Raw genomic sequence first — 22,585 nt, forward strand, 5'->3', positions numbered from 1 at the left:
ATGGACGGAAAAACGTTCATTTGAGTTGCTTAAACAATAAAAAAAGGAGCAGTTAGTAACTACTCCTCTGTTCAACAAATGCTGTTAAGTTCGTTAATCATTAGCCAAGATATGTGAATACGCCATCTGTTTCTTTGGCTCTTAATGTAACTTTAACGCCCAACTGCTCTGGCTGGGGATATACCGTTTTGATATCTGCGATCATCTCTTTTACCATTGCTTCAAGCTGCTCCAGCGTGGTGTCTTTAGATACAGTACGTATTTTCAACAGCTCATGTTTTTGAAAAGAGCCTCCCCCATCTTGAGTGTTTCCCTGTCCCCAAGCACTAAGTTCAAATTCCACTTTTATGCTCTCAGGCATGTACTCACCTCTCCTCTCTGGTTCCATATAAGTAACGTTACGCCTCTATTAATCCATATTTCACAAAACTATCGTACAATCCGTCTTCTTGTACGGAACCCGTGATATCATCGGCAATTGCTTTCAGACCAGGCTTCGCATTCCCCATAGCAATACCTACAGCACAGAATTCCAGCATCTCCGCATCATTCATCCCATCTCCAATGGCAAGCGTATCTTCCTGCGACATCCCTAAATGTTGCAGCAGATCAGCAATTGCAATTGCTTTGTGGATGCCCGGAATCATCAATTCCCCGCTGCCCTCTCCGAAAACAGGCACAGTACACTGAATCACCTCGAACTTGCCTTCAAACTCTTGTTTGATTCGTTCAAAAGGAACGACCGGGCTTTCCAAGAAACAGACCTTGTTGACATCATCCTTATACAGATCAGCTTCACCATAGGTTAACCCAGCAATAAACGGATGAGGTTTTGTTTCCTTTTTCTCCAGAGCAACTGGATCATTCTCAATATCTCCATAGATGCGGCGTTCCAGATGAGTCTGAAGATTACTGCTTGCATACAATGCAGAGTTGGATTCGAGATAGAAATCAATGCCGTGTTCATTGAAAAAATCGACCATATGACGAACATCTTCTGCCGTTACTTTTTTGTGGTATAACACATCAGATCCGTATTCAACGTACCCTCCGCCAGCGCCAATCAATCCGTCAAAGCCTACATCCCAGATCGAATCGTAGATCTCAGCCTTAGAACGGCCTGTGCAAAGATACAGTAAATGTCCATTCTTACGCGCTTGTTTACAAGCCTCTTGTGCAGACAATGGGATGTTACCGTCATCGTCTACCAACGTGCCATCAATATCAATAAATACGATTTTTGGTTTTATGTTGCTCATCTGTTATTCCCCCAGTTGTATTCTCTGTCTGAAACCTTATGACTTACCGTACTACGCGTTCCGAGGTGTTCGTTGATCAATCAACTTTTCCAGAACAGACTTGTGTACATTCATACATCTCTCCAATCTAATTGTTGATGGGTTTGTCCATATGCACGATCTGCCATTCATTCTGCTCTTCTGCAACAAATGTGAATCCCTGACGTTCCCAGAAATCTACCGCTCCCGGGAGAAAACGATGGGTGTGTAGATATAACGTTGTATACTGCATCTTGCTTACGAACTGCTCCAGTTCCCTCACCAAGAGCGAACCAATGCCGTACCTGCGGTAGGCAGGATCAACGTAACATTTTACAATCTCAGCTGCAGTGTGTTCGGGGTATCGACCATCAATAACCTGAATTCGCCCATCGTAAGGAACAATACCGATCGAGCCGATAATGCCCGCTTCACCCAATCGCGCAATCACAAAAACAGTATCCTTTCGATTCATATACTGTTCGCTGAACTGCTCAAAATCCTTGGGAAGTACGGTATGATCCATCATGGGAAATACTTCGCTACGCACACCCATAGCAAAATGAATCGCTTCCTGTATCTCATGGGATTGAACAGGTCTTACTTCCGGTTTCATCTGACGTTCTGTCAACCATATCACATTCCCTTATGTTCGATTATTTATGAGGTGTCTCTCTTCATCTTAACGAATTCTAGCGGACCTATCAATCGACTAAACTCAATCCAATGAATCATTGACTGACTTCAGATTAACCTATGAATCTATCAGTACTCCCGACCCATTTTGGAAGAAAGCCCGCGCATTTTCATAGAGTCCGCATAGGATATGGCGTGTGAAAATCCAATGTGGAAAGGGGTTAAGCCAATGTGGTTATGGTTTAGCATCGTGGCCATTCTCATTTTGATATCCATCTGGTTCACCCTTCGTTATGCAGACCAACGGGATGCAAGTAAATTTGATCCCCACGCTCCCCATCAACTGTTACTCAAGTTCAAGGAAGGTACAACCCCTGATCAGATGCACACACTCTATCGGAAAACCAATTGCAAAGTCGCCGAAACCTATGAACACCTCGGGTGGTACCGAATCGAATCTCGCAAAAAAATGCACCGGATGCTCAAGCAGTACAAGGATCATGATCTCATTGAACATGCACATCCCAACTATCTGGTTGAAGCTTCCTTTATACCCAATGATCCCTTCTTCCCTTACCAGTATAATCTCTCCAAAATCAATGCGCCCGCTGCATGGGATATCAGCCAAAGTAACAGCTCGATCAAAATTGCCATCATTGATACTGGGGTACAATTGAATCATCCTGAACTTGCATCCAAGCTCTTGCCCGGTTACGATTACGTCGATTACGACAACATTCCGGAGGACGGAAATGGACATGGCACCCATGTTGCAGGCATCGCCGCTTCCATTACGAATAATAGCGTTGGCATTGCGGGTACAGCACCTCTAGCTTCTATCGTTCCGCTTCGTGTACTGGATAATAACGGCCAAGGAACGATTGGTAATGTCGGTAACGGGCTTGTTTTTGCTGCCAATAACGGCGTTCAAGTGATCAATCTTAGTCTGGGTGGTCCTACCGGAGATGCGTTCCTTCAAGCCGCTGTTCAATATGCATGGGATCGGGGAGCTGTCATTATTGCATCCGCTGGCAATGACAATACCTCATTCCCGATCGTGCCTGCTTCATACTCCAATGTCATTGCTGTGGCATCCACCAATTCATACGACCTGAAATCGAACTTCTCGAACTACGGCCCTTGGGTCGATATGGCTGCACCGGGTGATAGCATCCTGTCCACATATCTTGGCAGTTCTTATGCCTATCTCAGCGGAACATCAATGGCCGCTCCGCAAGTTGCTGGCGTGGCTGCTTTACTCGCTGCTCAAGGTAAAACGAACGCACAAATCCGGGATGCCCTCTGTTTCGCTTCAGACCCCGTCTCGGGTTCAGGCATCTATTGGACGTACGGTCGGCTGAATGCTTATCAAAGTGTGCAAGTCCCTTAATGGTTAATGCTACATCCTTATCAAAACCAAAAACAATCCCGTGCGAACGGGACTGTTCTTGGTCTAGAAATATTTTGCGCCATTACTTGCGATAACCTCTTTGTACCAATAGAAGCTTTTCTTTCTTACCCGACGAAGCGTTCCGCTTCCATCGTTATTTCTGTCTACATAAATGTAGCCATACCGCTTCTTCATCTCACCCGTACCTGCGCTAACCAGATCAATGGGACCCCAACTGGTGTACCCAATCAGTTCTACACCATCCTGAATCGCTTCGGCCATCTCAGCGAAGTGGCTATTCAGATACTCAATGCGATAGTCATCTTCAACCGTGTCATTATCCAGCAACACATCGGTCGCACCGAGTCCATTTTCGACAATAAACAACGGTTTGCCGTAGCGATCATGAAGCTGGTTACACGTAATACGAAGCCCTTTGGGATCAATGGTCCAGCCCCATTCGGACGCTTGAAGATACGGATTCTTCACCGATCCAAACACATTGCCTTCGGTTGAGTCCTTCAACACTTCAGGATCAGCACTTGTACAACGGCTTGCATAATAGCTAAAACCAATGTAATCAACCGTATGCTGCTTCAATATTTCGGCATCTTCCGGCTGCATCTCAATACGGATATTATTTTCTCTGAAAAAACGTTTGGTATAACCCGGATACTCACCCTTTGACTGTACATCAATGAAGAAGAATGACTCCCGATCTTTATCCATCGCTTTCCATACATCTTCCGGATGTGAACTGTAAGGGTATACCGTACCCGCAGCCAGCATACATCCAATCTGTGCACTCGGAATGATCTCATGACAAGCTTTAACTGCCAACGCACTTGCAACGAGCTCATGGTGAGCCGACTGATACAACACCTGCTGTTTGTCCTCGCCTTCCTGAAGTACAATCCCAGCACCGATATAAGGCAGATGAAGCAGCATGTTGATCTCGTTAAACGTCATCCAGTATTTCACTTTATCTTTGTATCGATTAAATAATGTTTTGGCATAAGTTTCAAAAAAGTCGACCATCTTGCGGTTTTTCCAGCCGCCATAGTTTTTCACCAGATTCACAGGCACATCAAAGTGACAGATGGTCACGACAGGTTCAATATTGTACTTCAACAGTTCATCAAACACATCGTCATAGAATTGAAGTCCTGCTTCATTCGGCTCAGCATCATCACCATTCGGGAAAATCCGTGCCCAGGCTACCGAAAGCCTGAGGCACTTGAATCCCATTTCCGCGAATAACGCGATATCTTCATTGTACCTGTGATAAAAATCAATTGCTTCATGTGAAGGATAAAACTCTCCTGCTTTTGGTTCAAACGAATCCAGGTTACCCAGCGCAATCGGAAAACGATTGGCTCCAATCGGGATCAGATCAACCGTTGTTAAGCCTTTCCCTCCTTCAAGATAAGCACCTTCCAGCTGATTCGCTGCCGTTGCTCCTCCCCAGAGAAAATCATCTGGGAAGGCCTTCATTTTATCAACCATTTGAATAATTCCTCCTATTCATCATAGGCATTGATGATCTGACTCGATCAGTGCGAACACGTATTAGTTGAGTACTGTCAGCAGTTTTTCCTGCTCGTTCACAGTCTTGCTTTTCGTAGGCACAACGTCGAGATAACTGGAAGTATTGGTGATGATTACTGGAGTCACGATCTCGTAACCCGCATCTTTAATCGCTTGCAGATCAAACTCCATGATCAGATCACCTGCGTTGACACGGTCACCATCTTTGACATGTGCAGTAAAGTGTTGGCCTTTCAATTGCACCGTATCTTGACCAATGTGAATCAGCATCTCTACACCATCATCTGTAACAAGACCAATTGCGTGTTTGGTACGATACACCGTTTGCACAACACCTGTAATTGGGGATACTACTCTACCACTGGTTGGACGAATGGCAATCCCTTTACCCATATGTTCTCCTGCAAACGTAACATCGTTAATTTCTTTCAGTTCAACCACTTCACCAGCCATCGGGCTTACAATTTCATAACGGTTGTTCGGGTTAGGATCCAGAACTGGTGCTGGTGCTGGCGTCGCTTCTACTTTTTCTTTGAATCCGAAAACATAGGTCAGAATGAAACCTAGAACAAATGCAACTACAGTTGCTAAAATGGCCATATACAAAGTGGAATCAATACCTGTTGCCTTATTGATCAGGCTCGGGAATCCAAAAATACCAAGTCCGCCAAGAATATACGTTTTAACTCCGGCATATCCGAGAATTCCACCACCAATTGCTGCGGCAATACAGCTCATGATAAACGGTTTTTTTAACGGAAGTGTTACACCGTAAATAGCTGGTTCAGTTACTCCAAATATACCTGAGATAAACGCCGGTGCACCCAAAGATTTTAGTTTTTGATTTTTGGTTTTTATAATAACGGCCAAGACTGCACCGATTTGTGCAAACGAAGCTGCAAATGACATGGCCAATACAGGATCAGCACCAAGTGTGCTCATATTTACTAGGGCAACTGGAACCAGACCCCAGTGAAGACCAAACAATACAAATACTTGCCAGAAGCCACCGATAAGCAATCCTGTAATCATCGGACTCAAGTTATAAATGCCCGTTGCACCTGCACCAATCAAATTACCAGCCCACGTTGAGATTGGACCAATAACGATAAATGTTATAGGTACGATAACAAGCAACGTGAAAAATGGAACCAGGAACATACTCACAACTTTAGGAATTACATTTTTGAAAAACCGCTCGATTTTGACTGCAAAAAATGTAGCTACAACAATTGGGATTACCGATGAGGAGTATGTCATCAGAATTACTGGGATGCCCAGGAAAGTGATATGAACAGGTGATTCAATCAATGTTCCTGTGAACAATGTGTACAATGGCTCACCTGCACTGAGGCCACTTAGTGTTGGATATACAAGTGAGCCCCCGATCGCCATCCCCAGAAACGGTGTTCCTCCGAACTTTTTAATTGCGGTGTATCCCAGGAAAATCGGGAAGAAGTAAAATAGCGAATCTCCTAATGCATTTAATATGTGGTAGGTACCTGATGTGTCAACGATCCACCCGAAAGAAACGAACATGGCCGTGAAACCTTTGATCATCCCTGTCGCTGCAAGTATTCCAAGTACGGGGGTGAACACTCCTGAGATCATATCTATGAAACGACTGAACAAGCTCCCCTTCTTGGCTGAATCGTCATCATCCGCTTCAACCTGCCCTTCCGTCGGGAAATTACCTGCCTTTACCACTGCTTTATATACATCCGGCACTTCATTGCCGATAACAACCTGATATTGTCCTCCGCTCTGCATAACGGTAATTACACCTGGCAGATTTTTCAGTTCTTCCGTTTTAGCAACGCTTTCATTTTTCAGTTTGAAGCGTAATCTGGTCACGCAATGGAATACACTGTTCACATTCTCGCGACCACCTACACGTGACAGAATGTCTTTTGCCAATTGATCGTAGTTGCTCATTGTCATTCTTCCTCTCTAAGTAGACTCCCCATGCTTGTGAAACAAAGAAAACCTGAACTACTGAACAATCACAACGTACCGGAAATCCGGAAATCAGTCATGTTATTCAGCAATTCAGGTTTTGCCCTTAACGGTTGCAACCCTGTAAGGCTGTACACATTGATATTTGATTATTATTGCTTGGCAAGCACATCGGTTCATTCCTAAACCTTACGGCCCGGAATTGCCTGATTTAACAGTAACAATCCGTTCAGGAAAATGTATGCGCTTACTTCTTGGAATCATCATAGTATATTTGAACTATGTTTGCAAGCACTTTTTTATTTATTTGTCGGACCGCTTAATTATTCTGAAGTTGCATGGACTACTCGCTCAATATGAATGGTTAAATACATCATTTCTTCGTCAGTAAGTTGATAGGTGTAGTTATTTTCAATAAATTTTTTGATTTTCTCAGAGCACTTGTGTGCATCCGGGTACTTTTTCTGAATCATCTGGAACAGTTCGTCATCATTGTTGCTCTTGTAGTGCTTCCCTTTAACCATTCGCTGAGCGAAATACTTCAGGTGTGTAACAAAACGGGTGTAGTTTAAGCCATTCTCATCAAAATCCATCTTGAAGTGATATTTGATAATCGTCAGAATCTCCTGCATCACCTGCGTCATGCTACGTATATTAGGCATCTCTTCGTTAAGTGCTGCATTCACAAAATGCAGTGCCATAAATCCGGCCTCATCCTCCGGCAATAGCACCCCGAATTGATCACAGATCATATTTAACGCCTCAAGCCCAACTTCATATTCGTCCTTGTACAGTTGCTTTGTCTCCCATAACAACCCGTTCCGGATCGGTAGATTTTTACGAAACCGTTCGATGGCAAAATGAATATGATCCGTTAGATGCAAATAGATACTCTCGTTTAACTTCTTACCAAGTTTCAGCTTGGCGTAAGCAATAATTTCTTCGGACACTTTCATGTACTCAAGTGGGATGCTCGCAATTAACGCCTTGAAGTTTTCCTGCATATCTTCATTCTGTAAAGTAAAGATCTTGTCAACATGCTGGTCAGAGATCAGATCACCCGCCTTTTTTTGAAAAGCGATACCCCGGCCAATAACAATAACTTCCTGTTCATCTTTGATGGCCACTACCGCATTATTGTTTAACACCTTCTCGATTTTCACTTCATCACTCCAATATACAGAAAAAGGCAAACCATACCTGCGTCTTGAGGTTACTGGACATGCCCTTATCTCTTCAATGTGAACTATATGTGCGTTCATGGTATTACATTTCACTGGTTTATGCAACAAGAACACCTATAGATTTTTATAAAAATGCTGAATTATGAAGTGCACCAACAAAGTAAATTTGTGATTGTCATTAGTATATTCAAAGTTGGTCTAATCATTATGAATACGTTATGTTTTTTTATTTTTGTTGTCTCGTTCCAATTCCGCCTCGATCTTGCGATTGATAACATCCATTCTCTCGGATGAGATCCGATCTATGTCTTTGTAACTCTGATCCGTTTCATACGTATCCAACTCTTCTTTACTCATTAAATTCAAATGTTTCTTGATCGCCTGTATATCTTCACGCATATACATGGTCTGTCGATATTGATCAATGACAACGGCAAAGATGATACCTCCGACAAGAATTGGTCCGTAAGGGAACAAAAAACACAAAACAACACCAACTAACAAAAGCATTAAAAAATACATCGATTTCCTCCTGAGCAGAATTTTTATATCGCAGTTGCAGTATGAGAATGAGAATGAGAATCTTAAGTATAATGGTCACGTATAAAACTACAAATCAAAATGCCACCGTATCAATTGTGCTGTTAAAGCTCTGCCACGCATTCATTGCATCTCTTTATTCATAAAATTCGCTTCGTGCATATTTCTTTATCATACCTATTTTGAAGTAAATAAAAAAGAGATTTCAAAGCTTTCCCCTAAGAAAAGTTTAAAATCTCTTCGCATTTATTCACATATGTTTGTAAAAAATAAAGAGTATAATTACCGTCCGATAAGAACCCATCCCCACTTTAATCGACGCAGTCCCACTGCACAAAGCCACGAAAGTAAAAGCGCGACAATGTAGGATAATACAACACCAAGACTGAAGTGACGCGCAAGATCATCTGTAAATTCACGTCTCCAGAACAGTAAAACCAGGGGATGAATTAGAAAGACGCCAAATGCTACGGTCCCCAAAGAGTCCATTAAGCGAGCTACTTTGTATTCCTTGCGCTGCTCTCTTGTACCAACCCGCTCACTTAAAACCAGAAGCATCAAACAAGCAGATAGTGTAAATAGATTTCGAGTCAGAAACACCAGAGTAAAGGTCAAGATCGGCCATTCAATTAATACTTTTTTGATATCCGCTGTAAAATAAATGGAGACCAAACCTGCACCTAAAACTGTTGCCAGCAACAAGTAACGGTAATGAACCATTTTTTTGATCATCCACCCAAAGTTCAATCCAATCCAAGCACCAAAACCAATCACAATCAAATAACTCGGGAGCAAGCTACCTGTTCTTTCGAAGTGAAACTTCAAATGTAAGGCGTAGAATAACGCTTGGCCGGCTATAAAATATAAAGGCATATACCTTCTAAACCATTGGCGTTTTGTTAAGGAAAGAATCCAAGGAAACACGATATAAAATTGAAGAATAATTAGAAAAAAGTACAAATGTGTATGAGCCGTTCCTAGCATCAGTTGCTCCACAAACTGCAAGCTGCTCTCAAGTGGTTCCTTGCCTGCAAGCCACTTTTTGATCATAAAATAGATTAAGGACCACGCTACATACGGTACAAATATATAAAACATTCGCTTCTTGTAAAAAGAAACAATCCAACCCTTCTCACTCAGCTTCGCACTATAGTTATAAAACAATACAAGTGAAGATAAAAACAAAAAAGCCGGTACTGCAAATTGTAGAAAGGTGTTCCAAAAATAAAACATATCATGATCAAATGTGTTTCTAGGATAATGGCTGACTGCTGTTGATGTTGCATGGATGGCTACAACTGCCATAATCGCGATTGCACGATAGAGATCGAGATACTCTATACGCCGTGGGCGATTAACCGGTGGACTCATACGTATAACCTCACTTGTGTCTTAATAGAAAATAGTCTCCGGCAATTCAGATTCCAAATCTTATTTTAATCACCAATCCAAAAGATTACAATCCTAACTTATATCGTTTTCGACAAATTGTTTATGTACAATTTTATCTATGAATATTTTTGCATCTTTCCATGAAGACATCTGCGGAAAAGCGTACTGCTCACGTTGTTGTCTATTCCACGGATGCGGGATACAGATCACTTTCCGTCCACTTTCCACCGCCGGAATCAGATTATGCGGTCCATCATCGATTAAAAGATCAAATGTGAGCAAGTTTTTGCGTTTGCACGTTATGAATTGCTCCAGTTTAATAAACGGCATATGCATCTGCAGCCAGTTCCACTTCTCATGGACCGTTCTCGGTACCGCTGCTGTAACGACAATGAGATCGTATACCTCATTTAACTTCTGCATCTCTTCTACCACATACTCGTCATATAATTCTAGCTCTTCAAACAGACCCGGACGCCCGTAAAACACCTCATGGGTACTATCCGGGTGACGCAAGTGAGTGGTATCCCAATCCACCATATCTTCATATTGAAGCAGGTGGGTGGGGAAACTCTTGTTATTATGGTAAATGGCCCGCTTAACTAGATGACAAATCGTGTCGTCCATATCAACGGCAATAATTGGTTTTCTCATTTTCATTCCTCCCTGATACGAACACAGTATATCATCTCACCCGGGAGACAGTCATTCTTTTTACTTGTAAGTAAATAAAAAGACTTTGCTCCGGGGTAAACAACCGCGAAGCAAAGCCTGTTACGTTCGTTCTAGGATCAATCCAGATCCTCGCCGTTTGAAGCAATTACTTTCTGATACCAATTGAAGCTTTTTTTCTTAAACCGGTTCAATGTCCCTTGTCCGTTATCATCCTGATCCACATAGATTACACCGTACCTTTTGGACATTTCCGAGGTGGAAGCACTGATAATATCAATAGCTCCCCAGTTTGTGTATCCCATTAGATCCACACCGTCCATAACCGCTTCCTTCATTTGTGTAATGTGTTTACGAAGGTAGTCAATCCGGTAATCATCCTGAATGGAGCCATCTTCCTCGACTTTATCTTTCGCACCGAGTCCATTTTCCACTACAAACAAAGGTAGCTGATAACGGTCGTACAGCTCTTTCAGTGCAATACGCAGCCCGACCGGATCAAGCTGCCAGCCCCATTCCGTGCGCTCCAGATTCGGATTTTTGATCGTACTGTACAGGTTCCCGCCCGTAACACCGTAATCCTCAGGATTCACTGCAGACACCAGGGAAGTATAATAACTAAATGAGATAAAATCTACCGTATGCTCACGTAGTATTTGCTCGTCCTCTGGCTCCATGACCACGTTAATTCCATGATCTGACCAGTACCGATTCATAAACGTCGGATAACTGCCTCGAACTTGTACATCCGTATGCAATAGGTTGAGTTGATTGTCGATTTGAGCTTGCAGCACATCTTCCGGATTGGACGTCGCCGGGTAATGGATCATACGGGCCAGCATACACCCAATCTGGAACTCTGGGTTAATCTGACGTGCTCTCTCGGTGACCAAACTGCTGGCTACAAACTGATGATGAAGCGCCTGATAGGACGCCTGCATAACGTTATCTACCCGATCCTCGATGATGCCACCACCTGTAAACGGCTCAATTATCGTGGTATTTATTTCGTTAAACGTCAGCCAATATTTCACCTTATCCTTGTACCTTGTCATGACCGTTTCTGCATATCTCACAAAATGCTCAATAACTTCACGACCTGCCCAACCGTTATATTTCAGTACAAGCGACATTGGCATCTCGTAATGAGAGAGGGTTACCAATGGCTCAATATTATATTTCCGAAGCTCATCAAACACCTCGTCATAAAAACGAAGTCCTTCTTCGTTTGGCTGTTCATCATAACCATTCGGGAAAATACGCGGCCAGTTAATGGATAGACGGAATGTCTTGAAGCCAAGCTCGGCAAACAGGGCAATATCTTCTCTGAAACGGTGATAAAAATCAATACCATAGCGTTTCGGATAACCTTCCGAACTGTGATGTGCCATTGCCTTCTCCACCTTGGCAGTGGTGACATGCATCAATTCCCGCAGATTCGTGTAATCCTTCTTTTCAAAATAAGGAACCATATCTGCCGTAGACCAGCCTTTCCCGCCGACATCAAACGCCCCTTCGGCTTGGTTGGCAGCGATCGCTCCGCCCCACAAGAAATCTTCTCTAAACCCTTGTCGATTGTTCATATCGATCTCTCCTTGTTCACAGATTTGCTTTCAATACCTTCTCACCCATTTGCATATTTCCAAGTTGTATAGGCGTTATCTCTTTATAATCGGCTGTATTGGTTACAACCATAGCGGTGGTTATGTCATATTCCTTCGCAATCTCTTCCAGTTCAAACGTTAACAATAAATCGCCAGCTTGTACGCGAGTCCCCGTTGCTACATGAGCTTCAAAGTATTGTCCACGCAGCTTCACCGTGTTGATCCCAACATGAATAAGAAGCTCCATACCCTCATCACTACGGACAACAATCGCATGTTTGGTTTTGAATACGTTCATCACCGTGCCTGTAACCGGGGACACCAGTTCACCCAAAGTAGGAACAAACGCCACACCTTTGCCCATCAATTCATCACCGAAGGTCGGATCATTCACTTCTTGCAATGGGATGGATCTGCCTGTCATCGGAGCATAAGCGATAGCATCACCCGTGGGTGCAGGGACACCAAGATCCTCTATGTTGACAGATGCGTCAACCCTATTAGCTTTATCTGTTGATAAGATAGGGTTAGAAGCACCTGGAGTGAATTGGGCCAGCGCCTCTGCATCACCCTCTTCTTCCTTAATCCCGAACAGAACGGATACAATCGTACCTACAACAAACGCAATAATCATGCCTCCGAATGAATACAGGAAGGTCTGTCCAACAAGGGACGGTAACCCCGGAAGTCCGCCATTCCCCGCGAGTACATAGGCTTTAGCGCCAAAAGCCAAAGCGAAACCGCCACCTACTGCACTACCGATCATCGCAGCGGCAAATGGCTTTTTATATTTCATGTTAACCCCGTACATCGCCGGTTCGGTTACACCCATCAGAGCCGTGAAACTGGTGGACAGAGCAACGGTTTTAAGTTTTTTATCTTTAGCACGGAAGAATACACCGAGTGTTGCACCAGCCTGACCCATATTGGAAATAAACGTCAGAGGTAGGAATTTGTCAAAACCAAGTGTAGCAATATTGCTGAGAATAATCGGCACTAGAGCGTAGTGCATACCGGTCATGATAATCAGTGCCATGGCACCACCAAGTACGATACCCGCGATCAAACCACCTTCATTCAGCAGCCAGTTAATACCACCGGACAAGCCATTACCAACAAATGTACCCAATGGACCAATCGCAATCAGTGTGACTGGAACCATCACCAGGAGCGTAATCAGTGGCACAAGCAAGAGCTTGAGCGCTGCAGGGATGATTCGATCCACCCATTTTTCAACATAAGACATCAACCATACCGCCAGCAAAATCGGAATAACGGATGAAGCATAGCTTACCGCTGTGACCGGAATACCTAGAAACGCCACCGCTTCTCCGCTGGAGAGCAAGGCCCCCATGTCGGGATACATCAAGGCTGTACCTAGCGCAATCGCTACGAATGGATTACTGCCAAACTTACGGGCAGCGCTGACTGCAATCAGCAGCGGCAAGTAATGGAACACACCGTCACCAATCGCGGACAGAATGCGATACGTATCCGTTCCTGTGGACATCCACTCCAGCGAAACAAACAGGGCCAGTAACCCCTTTAGCATACCTGCGGCTGTTATGGCCGGCAGCATGGGAGCAAATACACCAGCAATCGTTTCGAAGATGTTCAAGATCACATTTTTACTTTTCTCCGGCTTAGCCTGCTTGTTGTCTGCGTTTTGCTGAATGGACGGTTCTTCCTTCACCATCGCATCAAATACTTTGGACACATCGTTACCGATGATGACCTGGAATTGATCCCCTGAAATGTTGGTACCCATCACTTTATCCAGCTGTTTGAGTGCACCGTTGTCGACTTTCTCATTGCTCTTCAGATCAAAGCGCAGCCGAGTAACACAGTGATACACCGAATTAATATTGTCTTTTCCACCAACGGCTTTGATGATCTGCTGTGCCGTGTCTTGATGTTTCATCTTCATTTCCTCCTTATTTTCCCCATAAAAAATACCCGAACAAAAATACGCAGATGTAACTGCATACTTTCATTCGGGTATTGCCTGATTAAACAGTAACAAGCCCATAGCGTTTAGGAAAAGGTTACGTTTCCCGTTTTGTTTTCATGAGACGCTCCAGATGCAGGGTAAGGTACAGCTGCTCCGAGTGAGTCATATCGTATTGATAGTTTTTATGGATAAATGTCTCAATCTTGCCGATACATTTGAAGGTCTCCGGATAGTTTTTCCGAACCACCTCATACAGATACTCCTCCGCATCATCATGAGTCGAATGTGTAATGACTCGCTGACAGAAGTATTTCAGATGTGTGATAAAACGGAAATAGTTCACGCTATCCTCATCCAGTTCGACATTAAAGTGATATTTGATAATGTTCATAATCTCCTGCAGCAACTGCATCAAATGTGTAACATCATTCATGGAGTCGTTGACTTCCGCATTGATGAAATGCAGTGCAATGTTACATATTTCATCTTTAGGGAATTCGATATCCAGTCTTTCCTTTAGCAAGGTCAACGCTTCTTTGGCCACATCGTATTCTGCCTTATAGAAATGTTGCACTTCCCACGAGAGCGGATTGCGCGTAATCATTCCCTTCTCCAACCGCTGAACAGCAAAGTGAATGTGGTCAGACAAGGAGACATAAATCCCGTCACTGATCGTTTTACTGAGCTGAGTTCGTGCCAGCGTTACGATGTCATCGGTTGCCTGCAGAATCTCAATTGGCACTTCAGCTACGATGGATTTGAATTTCTCATAAATCGATGTATCCTGAAGACGAAACACCTTTTCGATTCGCTCTTCGTCAATCTCATCGCCAGCTTTGAACTTAAATCCGATACCCCGGCCGAGGATCAGCAATTCCTGATTTTTATCATCCACTGTGCTGACGATATTGTTATTAAATATCTGTTTAATAATCATAATGGACCCACCTGGTTTATTTTGAGACATAAAAAAGGGCAAAACCAAAATAGAAATAATAAAATCATTCCCATTGTGGTTTTGCCCGCTTTACCGGTAACAAGCCTCGTAAGTAGTCTAGCATATGCTGAAAACGGTGTCAACTAAAGGCCTAAGGTAAAATTATAGAGTATGCAACATTTTCCTTTTCATCCACGTTAATAGTATATCCAACTACAAATATCTAATGCAATTACAATTACATTTACTTAACAGGAGGAATAATGCCTTGAAAAAATTGATCTCGATCACCGCAGCTATCACTTCTATGTCACTATTATTATCCATAGCTCCCGCCGCTTGGGCAGAATCAAGTCCTACTTCCGTGGTTCAGGATGTTTCAAGTACGCTGAATCTCGATCAAAAAGTGACTAAGCAATTAACCGATGCCATCACAGCACTAGCTGGAAAACAAACGATTCAATTTACATCTGCAGACACTGCATTTGATGATTGGGTTGTAAATAGCACGTTAACTGGCCTAGCCGAGGCTGATGTCACTCAAAATTATAATACCAAAAAGGCAAAAGTTACTTCTACCCTAATCAATTATAAAGCGGATGATCTTAACAAAGTATTGGATCAAGCTTTATACAACAAAATACAATCGTTCCTGAAGTCTTTTGATAAAGACAACAAATTTAAAGCGGATGCCTTCTGGCGAGTTAAACAAGATGTGAACGACAGCGGACTCAAAAACTACTGGGTCATCTGGGGACATGACCAAAGTTTATACGTCGATGTGGATCATAACAACCAATTGTCAGCAAGTATTCTGTATGATCTTAAGGATGCACGAGCTACACTTACGAACAAAGCCCGAAACTCACTCAAAATGCTTGGCATCACATCCGTTAAGGCATTTGATTATTCATTGCTTACCAAAGAAAACAAAGATACACTCTGGGTATATAAGGATGACAGTAGTTTAAACTCTGTACACATTGGAAGTAGCACAGGCAAAGTGTGGAAGGTAATCAACGAATTCGGCACGGACTGGAACAATGATGCGGATTTTAAAAAGTCATTTGCTAAACCTAAGCTGAGTAAAAAGAAAGCCCTCTCCACCGCAGCGCCAAAAGTAAAATCGATCTTTGGCCTGAATTTAAAAGGATACAGCGTTCGTATCCAAGATAACCAATACACTTTTACGAAAAAAGGAGCCACCACGCTCATCGGTAAAATCAACAAAAAAGGTGCTTTTTATTCGTTTGAAGCGATTCCCGTAAATGGAGTACGGAACTAACTGTCCGTTTGTAGAACTAACAAAAACAGCCCCTTTTATCACGAAGGGGCTGCTTTGTTTATTGCCTGAAGGTCACGTTGATCTGCACAATTTCGGAACGGCTGCTTGTCCGGATTGGCGGTCCCCAGAAACCGTATCCCGAGGTGACAATCGAGTGCATGGAGCCCTTTTGCAGATAACCCCAATCATTCTCATAGATCGCTTGTGTTATCCATTGAGCAGGTGCAATCTGTCCCCGGTGGGTATGACCCGATACAAGCAAATCGACCTTGTTCTGCTCAGCAATACCCAGATCGTACGGCTGATGATCCAGCATGATTACGGGCTGATTCAGATCTGTATTTTGCATAAGCGTTGCTACGTCAGCCCGATCTTCTTCCGTTCGGTCTTTCCGTCCAATCAATGTGATTTTGTTGTCCAAAACAATTTTATCATCATATAGCACCTGCATATTACTTTTCTCCAGTGCTGCAATCAGATTCTGAACAGGCCCGTCAGACTTGTCATGATTCCCGAGTGAAGCGTACACGCCATATGGAGCGGTGATTTCACTAATAATATCTGCGATCCCACTATTCTCATACATCTCCAGATTGTCATCGATCAGGTCACCAGGATATAAAACGAGGTCTGGCTTGAGGGCATTGATCTCCTCCACCATCCGTTTCGCATGAGCAGGACCGGATAACAGTCCAAAATGCATATCCGCAGCCATGACAATATTCAGCTTGTCGATGCCTTCCACCTTCTTATCAATCTGAATGTTATATTGTCTGACGACCGGGCTATACGCGTTGAAAATTCCGTATCCCATTGTAGAGATAAGTAAAACCAGCGTAACTACCCCCGCCCATTTGTGAGCGTGATGTCTAGGAATTCGCGTCAAGCGCAGAAGCCACAATGTCAGGTGCACAACAGGTAGTATCAGCAATAACAGCGAGAAAACCGCCAGCCAATAGGAACCGATGACACCGAGAAATGATATGCTGCCAAACATCCTAGCCAGAATAAAGGAAGCGGCCAGAAATACAAGTGCAACAATATACAACCAGCGAAACCTAGCTGCCACTACGGGTTTCATCCAACTCCACCCGCTCCAGCCTATGTAGAAGACTAATAATCCATATACGAGCAAAAACAAGATACCTATGAGTACAAACATGCCTGGCCTGACCCCCACCTTCAAAAAGATATATACTGCAATTTTAACGGATACAGTTCCGTCTGAACTAGTATAACGTAAATAGAGGTATCTCAGCATCTTTTACAGACTCCAGATAGGTACATTTTATTACAATTTGGTGATATTAAATTTTGAACAAACTTTATCCCCGCTCTAAAACAAAAAAACACCTCTGCAACTCTCCCCTGAGTAAACTCAAAAGGATTGTTGCAGAGGTGGCTTATATTTAAAAATTACTCGTTAGTATCCATCCATTGGAAGTGGAATGAACCTTCTTTGTCCACACGTTGGAATGTGTGTGCGCCGAAGTAGTCACGTTGTGCTTGCAGCAAGTTTGCTGGCAAACGCTCTGTACGGTAGCTGTCGTAGTAAGACAACGCGCTGGAGAAGCCCGGTACCGGAATACCTTGTTTCACCGCAGCGGCTACCACTTCACGCCATGCATCCTGATAGGATTCCACGATGTTTTGGAAGTATGGATCAAGGAGCAAGTTTTTCAAGGCTGCATCTTTGTCGTATGCTTCTTTGATGTTTTGCAGGAACTGTGAACGGATAATGCAACCGCCGCGGAAGATCATCGCGATGTTGCCGTATTTCAGATCCCAGCCATATTCGTCGGATGCGGCACGCATCTGTGCGAAACCTTGAGCGTAGGATACGATTTTACTTGCGAACAGTGCTTTGCGCACGTTCTCGATGAATGCTTTTTTGTCTCCTGAGAATGCTTCTGCCTTAGGTCCGTTCAGGATTTTGCTCGCAGCGATACGCTCGTCTTTCATCGCCGACAAGAAACGGGAGAACACGGATTCCGTAATCATGGACAGTGGTACGCCGAGATCCAGCGCGCTTTGGCTTGTCCATTTGCCTGTTCCTTTTTGTCCAGCAGCATCCAGAATAACATCAACCATTGGTTTGCCTGTTTCTGGATCGTATTTGGAGAAGATATCCGCTGTGATCTCGATCAGATAGCTGTCAAGTTCACCTTGGTTCCACTCTGTGAAGATTTCATGTAATTCTTCTACGGAAACGTTCAGTACGGATTTCAGCAAGTGGTAGGCTTCACCAATCAACTGCATGTCACCATACTCGATGCCGTTATGCACCATTTTAACGTAATGTCCCGCACCGTCAGGTCCGATATACGTACTGCACGCATCATCGCCAACTTTGGCAGAGATTGCCGTCAGGATCGGTTCTACAAGCTCATATGCACTTTCCTGACCGCCTGGCATAATTGCAGGACCTTTCAAAGCGCCTTCCTCACCACCGGATACACCTGCACCGATGAAGCGGAAACCTTTGGCTTCCAGCTCTTTGCTACGACGCTGTGTATCAGGGAAGTACGCATTACCGCCATCGATAATGATATCTCCTTGATCCAAATAAGGAAGCAATTGCTCAATCGTCGCATCCGTTGCTTTACCCGCTTGTACCATGATCAAAATTTTGCGTGGGGATTCCAAAGAAGCTACAAACTCTTCAATGGAAAACGTTCCGATCAGGTTTTTACCGTCTGCTTCTTTCAGAAGATCATGTGTTTTCTCCGGTGAACGGTTAAATACCGATACCGAGAAACCTTTACTTTCAATATTAAAAGCCAGGTTTTTCCCCATTACTGCAAGTCCAATGACACCAATCTGTTGTTTACTCATTATGTCCTCCCGAGACTCCATGATTTATATATATTTTTTGATAAATCTTTTCCACACGTAACGCTATTATTGTACTGTTTTTTTCCAGTCTGCGGCAAACTTCTCCATCCCTTGATCTGTCAGCGGGTGTTTGGAAATTTGTTCAATGACTGAAAACGGAACTGTTGCAATATGTGCGCCAGCCATCGCTACGCGTGTAACGTGATCCGGATGTCTAACGGATGCGGCAATAATCTGTGCATCCAGATTATGTGTGCGGAACAGCTCAGCTACTTTGGCTACCAGTTGTACGCCGTCTTCGGAGATGTCGTCCAGACGTCCCAAGAACGGAGATACGTAAGTTGCACCTGCACGAGCAGCAAGCAATGCCTGATTCACAGTGAAGATCAAAGTCACGTTAGTTTTTACACCTTTTTTAGTCAAGTAACGGCAAGCTTCCAGACCTGCAAGCGTCATTGGCAATTTAATCGTAATGTTTTTGTCGTTGTTGTTGATTTTGATCAATTCATTCGCTTGGGCAATCATTTCTTCAGCAGTCAGCGCATCTGGCGTTACTTCAGCGGAAACGGACTCCACTTCAGGAACAAGCTTCAGAATTTCCTCAATGCGGTCTTCGAATTTCACGCCTTCTTTGGCTACCAAGGATGGGTTCGTTGTTACACCAGACAATACACCGATTTTGTATGCTTTTTGAATGTCTTCCACGTTAGCTGTATCGATAAAAAATTTCATGATTGAATAACCTCCGATTAGTTTGATTTTTTAAGTTGTTTTGAATTAGATGTTACCGTTAACTGCCATCGGTACATCGCTATTTTGATCAGAAATCAGTTCACTTGGTTCATCAAACCACCAATGATGACCTTCCGCCTCAAGCATGGCATCCGACTCCGCTGGTCCATAGCTTCCTGCCGGATATAAGTGAAGTGGTAGCAGATTTTCATTGAATGCATCCAGAATCGGTTGCACCCAAGCCCAGGATAACTCAACTTCATCCCAATGTGCAAAGAATGTCGGATCACCATGCAGCGCATCGCGAATCAAGTTCTCATAAGCTTCTGCCAAATCTCCCTGATTAGGAGCGAGATCAATATGAACGGGTTTGAACTCCCCTTTATTTTCAGGATCACTTGCGTTCAATTGTAGTGTCATGCTTTGATCCGGGCTCATCTCAATCACAAGCAGGTTAGGTTTCGAACCGTTGTTCTTGATCAGGTGACCTTGGCCTGAAGGTTCTTTGAACTCAATCACGATTCGTGTTGATTTCTCCTTCATTCTTTTACCCGTACGGATGTAAAACGGAACACCTCTCCAGAAGAAATCATCAATTTGCAGCTTCGCGGCAATGAATGTGTCATTCATCGTGTTCTCGGCAACACCTGGTTCATCTGCATAAGCATGTACCGGTTTTCCTTGAATGCTTCCTGCAGCGTACTGTCCACGAATGATGCTTGCACCCACTGTTTGCTTCTGCAGTGGCTGAATGGATTCCATAATGTGTTTTTTCTTCTGTCCCACATTTTCGGAAGTGCTGTTATATGGAAGTTGAATCGCCATCATCATAAGCAATTGCAACATATGATTCTGGAACATGTCACGCACAGCACCTACATGATCATAATAGGATGCACGTTCTTCAACACCTACAGTCTCATTTGCCGTAATTTGTACGTTAGAGATGTAACGGTTATTCCAGAGAGCCTTCATAATCGGGTTACTCTGATGAAGCGTCTCCAGCTTCTGAACCATCGGTTTACCCAGGTAGTGGTCAATCCGATAAATCTCTTCCTCTGTGAATGATTCACTCAGCTTGCGGTTAAGGTCACGTGCCGACTGCAAATCATGACCAAATGGCTTCTCAATGACGAGGCGTTTCCACCCTTGTGTGGAACCAAGCCCGCTTGCCTGAATATTTTCAGCGATCGGTTCGAAGAATTCCGGACCAACCGAGAGATAAAACAAGCGATTGGATGGGATGCCCAGTTCAGCCTCTCTTTGCTCAACCAATTGAAGCAACTTTATATAATCTTCCTTATGTGTGATATTCAATACACTGTAGCGAAAAGCTTTTACAAATGATTTTACGGATTCATGATCCCCTTGACGTCTGGAGAACTCATGCAAAGATTTTTCCACTTGAGCTTGGAAAAATTCATCCGACCATTCTCTGCGGCCCATGCCGATCAGGGAGAAGGTTTCAGGAAGCTTTTTCTCAAGGTACAGATTATATAGGGCAGGATATATTTTTCTTTTGGCTAAATCTCCAGTAGCACCAAATAAAACAATTGTTGTTGGTTCCATCTTACCGTGCTCCTTCCAAGTAACTCTGGTTTCTTTGTTGTAGTTACACTATAATACGTTTTATAGCTATACAAGTAATTAATATATTTCACAGGAGCTATAGACGATATCTATGACAACAAATTATGAACTATATAAAGTCTTTTACTGGGCTGCCAAAACGGGCAGTCTGACCCAAGCCGCCAAAGCCCTTTACATCACACAACCCAGCGTCAGTCACGCGATCAAACAGTTGGAAGACAGCTTCGGACTCACTCTTTTCTATCGAAACTCTAAAGGCGTCGCATTAACTCAAGAGGGTGCTAGCCTCTACTCCTATATCGAACAATCGCAGATCCTAATCTCACTAGCCGAAGAAAAAATGGCCGCACTCAAAAATTTGGATAACGGGGAACTTCGGATTGGCGGCAGCGACTCCCTCTTCAAACATTACATGTTATCGTATCTGGAAGAGTTTCACATTCAGTACCCTAACATCAAGCTGCATCTAAGCCACGGAACGACGCCGGAGGTCATTACGTTTCTGAAAGAAGGCAAAATCGATCTTGGCGTTGTCCGCATGCCGATCGTTGACCCACAGCTGGAAGTGCGGGAGAGCATTCAACTTAAGGATTGTTTTGTGGCCGGTGAACGATATGCCCAGTTGAAGGGAAAAATGTTAACCCTTGAACAGTTGCTTGAACATGAGCTTATTCTGTTTTCCCGGAACAGCCGGGTTCGGATGGCCATCACAGAACTCTTTAATCATTATAATTACACGTTAAAACCAGAAATCGAGGTCGGCAGCGTTGACCTCCTGATTGAATTCGCTCGCCGCGGCTTGGGGATTTCCTATGTCACACGAGAATTTATCTCCAAAGAGCTGGAAGAAGGCTCTCTCTTCGAGATTCAGCTTGACGTCCCTCTTCCTCCTTCTCATGTAGGGATCATGACCAAACGGAATATGCCGATCTCTTCGGCTGCGAATCACTTTATGGACTTGATTTTCAAAGGGGCAGACAACCCGAGAACATGATCCGTTGAGAACAAGATAAAGAGCCTCAAGGCCCTGTACAAGCAGGATCTTGAGGCTCTTTG

19 protein-coding genes are annotated in these 22,585 nt (G+C 43.7%); 3 read left to right on the top strand and 16 right to left on the bottom strand.

Going from position 1 to position 22,585, the window contains the following annotated elements:
- Positions 1-100 precede the first annotated feature (100 nt).
- The 3 genes from AC1VYS_RS16865 to AC1VYS_RS16875 all read right to left on the bottom strand — a co-directional run bounded on the left by AC1VYS_RS16865 (position 101) and on the right by AC1VYS_RS16875 (position 1,917).
- Complete coding sequence (locus tag AC1VYS_RS16865) at positions 101-361, bottom strand: hypothetical protein (protein ID WP_482910661.1); 261 nt, start codon at positions 359-361, stop codon at positions 101-103.
- Between the two features lie 37 nt (positions 362-398).
- Positions 399-1,259: a Cof-type HAD-IIB family hydrolase gene (locus AC1VYS_RS16870; protein WP_482910662.1), complete on the bottom strand. Its 861-nt coding sequence runs from the start codon at positions 1,257-1,259 to the stop codon at positions 399-401.
- Positions 1,260-1,386: 127 nt separating this feature from the next.
- The gene (locus tag AC1VYS_RS16875; RefSeq protein ID WP_482910663.1) at positions 1,387-1,917 is read right to left on the bottom strand and encodes a GNAT family N-acetyltransferase; all 531 of its coding nucleotides are present in this window, start codon (positions 1,915-1,917) and stop codon (positions 1,387-1,389) included.
- Positions 1,918-2,142: 225 nt separating this feature from the next.
- Between AC1VYS_RS16875 and AC1VYS_RS16880 the strand changes: the two genes are divergently transcribed.
- Positions 2,143-3,303 (top strand): S8 family peptidase, encoded by a 1,161-nt coding sequence (locus tag AC1VYS_RS16880; protein ID WP_482910664.1) that lies wholly within the window; start codon positions 2,143-2,145, stop codon positions 3,301-3,303.
- Between the two features lie 63 nt (positions 3,304-3,366).
- On the opposite strand, the gene AC1VYS_RS16885 is transcribed toward AC1VYS_RS16880, so the two are convergent.
- The 9 genes from AC1VYS_RS16885 to licT (AC1VYS_RS16925) form a co-directional block, all read right to left on the bottom strand.
- Positions 3,367-4,809 (bottom strand): 6-phospho-beta-glucosidase, encoded by a 1,443-nt coding sequence (locus AC1VYS_RS16885; protein WP_482910665.1) that lies wholly within the window; start codon positions 4,807-4,809, stop codon positions 3,367-3,369.
- Between the two features lie 63 nt (positions 4,810-4,872).
- Positions 4,873-6,786 carry a beta-glucoside-specific PTS transporter subunit IIABC gene (locus AC1VYS_RS16890; RefSeq protein WP_482910666.1) on the bottom strand — a complete coding sequence of 638 codons (1,914 nt, stop codon included), beginning with the start codon at positions 6,784-6,786 and terminating at the stop codon, positions 4,873-4,875.
- Between the two features lie 344 nt (positions 6,787-7,130).
- The gene (gene licT, locus AC1VYS_RS16895) at positions 7,131-7,970 is read right to left on the bottom strand and encodes a BglG family transcription antiterminator LicT (protein WP_482910667.1); all 840 of its coding nucleotides are present in this window, start codon (positions 7,968-7,970) and stop codon (positions 7,131-7,133) included.
- Between the two features lie 237 nt (positions 7,971-8,207).
- Complete coding sequence (locus AC1VYS_RS16900) at positions 8,208-8,513, bottom strand: hypothetical protein (RefSeq protein WP_482910668.1); 306 nt, start codon at positions 8,511-8,513, stop codon at positions 8,208-8,210.
- Between the two features lie 300 nt (positions 8,514-8,813).
- Positions 8,814-9,902 carry an acyltransferase gene (locus AC1VYS_RS16905; RefSeq protein WP_482910669.1) on the bottom strand — a complete coding sequence of 363 codons (1,089 nt, stop codon included), beginning with the start codon at positions 9,900-9,902 and terminating at the stop codon, positions 8,814-8,816.
- A 93-nt stretch (positions 9,903-9,995) separates the two neighbouring features.
- Positions 9,996-10,577 carry a 5' nucleotidase, NT5C type gene (locus tag AC1VYS_RS16910; protein ID WP_482910670.1) on the bottom strand — a complete coding sequence of 194 codons (582 nt, stop codon included), beginning with the start codon at positions 10,575-10,577 and terminating at the stop codon, positions 9,996-9,998.
- Between the two features lie 137 nt (positions 10,578-10,714).
- On the bottom strand, positions 10,715-12,178 hold the full coding sequence (locus tag AC1VYS_RS16915) for a glycoside hydrolase family 1 protein (RefSeq protein WP_482910671.1): 1,464 nt from the start codon (positions 12,176-12,178) through the stop codon (positions 10,715-10,717).
- 16 nt (positions 12,179-12,194) lie between these two features.
- Complete coding sequence (locus AC1VYS_RS16920) at positions 12,195-14,120, bottom strand: beta-glucoside-specific PTS transporter subunit IIABC (protein ID WP_482910672.1); 1,926 nt, start codon at positions 14,118-14,120, stop codon at positions 12,195-12,197.
- A gap of 124 nt (positions 14,121-14,244) precedes the next feature.
- Positions 14,245-15,087: a BglG family transcription antiterminator LicT gene (gene licT, locus AC1VYS_RS16925; RefSeq protein WP_090916914.1), complete on the bottom strand. Its 843-nt coding sequence runs from the start codon at positions 15,085-15,087 to the stop codon at positions 14,245-14,247.
- Positions 15,088-15,355: 268 nt separating this feature from the next.
- Between licT (AC1VYS_RS16925) and AC1VYS_RS16930 the strand changes: the two genes are divergently transcribed.
- The gene (locus tag AC1VYS_RS16930) at positions 15,356-16,372 is read left to right on the top strand and encodes a hypothetical protein (RefSeq protein ID WP_482910673.1); all 1,017 of its coding nucleotides are present in this window, start codon (positions 15,356-15,358) and stop codon (positions 16,370-16,372) included.
- Positions 16,373-16,430: 58 nt separating this feature from the next.
- Here AC1VYS_RS16930 and AC1VYS_RS16935 read toward each other — a convergent pair whose 3' ends face one another.
- From AC1VYS_RS16935 to zwf, 4 genes are all read right to left on the bottom strand, one after another.
- Positions 16,431-17,534 (bottom strand): metallophosphoesterase, encoded by a 1,104-nt coding sequence (locus tag AC1VYS_RS16935; protein ID WP_482910674.1) that lies wholly within the window; start codon positions 17,532-17,534, stop codon positions 16,431-16,433.
- Positions 17,535-17,788: 254 nt separating this feature from the next.
- Positions 17,789-19,207, bottom strand: coding sequence for an NADP-dependent phosphogluconate dehydrogenase (gene gndA, locus AC1VYS_RS16940; RefSeq protein ID WP_154983600.1), 1,419 nt, complete (start codon positions 19,205-19,207; stop codon positions 17,789-17,791).
- 66 nt (positions 19,208-19,273) lie between these two features.
- The gene (fsa, locus tag AC1VYS_RS16945; protein ID WP_154890520.1) at positions 19,274-19,939 is read right to left on the bottom strand and encodes a fructose-6-phosphate aldolase; all 666 of its coding nucleotides are present in this window, start codon (positions 19,937-19,939) and stop codon (positions 19,274-19,276) included.
- Between the two features lie 45 nt (positions 19,940-19,984).
- Positions 19,985-21,508, bottom strand: a complete 1,524-nt coding sequence (gene zwf, locus AC1VYS_RS16950; protein WP_482910675.1) for a glucose-6-phosphate dehydrogenase — start codon at positions 21,506-21,508, stop codon at positions 19,985-19,987.
- A gap of 112 nt (positions 21,509-21,620) precedes the next feature.
- On the opposite strand from zwf, the gene AC1VYS_RS16955 reads away from it, so the two are divergent.
- Positions 21,621-22,523: a LysR family transcriptional regulator gene (locus AC1VYS_RS16955; protein WP_482910676.1), complete on the top strand. Its 903-nt coding sequence runs from the start codon at positions 21,621-21,623 to the stop codon at positions 22,521-22,523.
- The last annotated feature ends 62 nt before the right edge of the window (positions 22,524-22,585 follow it).

Source organism: Paenibacillus sp. G34, from assembly GCF_056856875.1.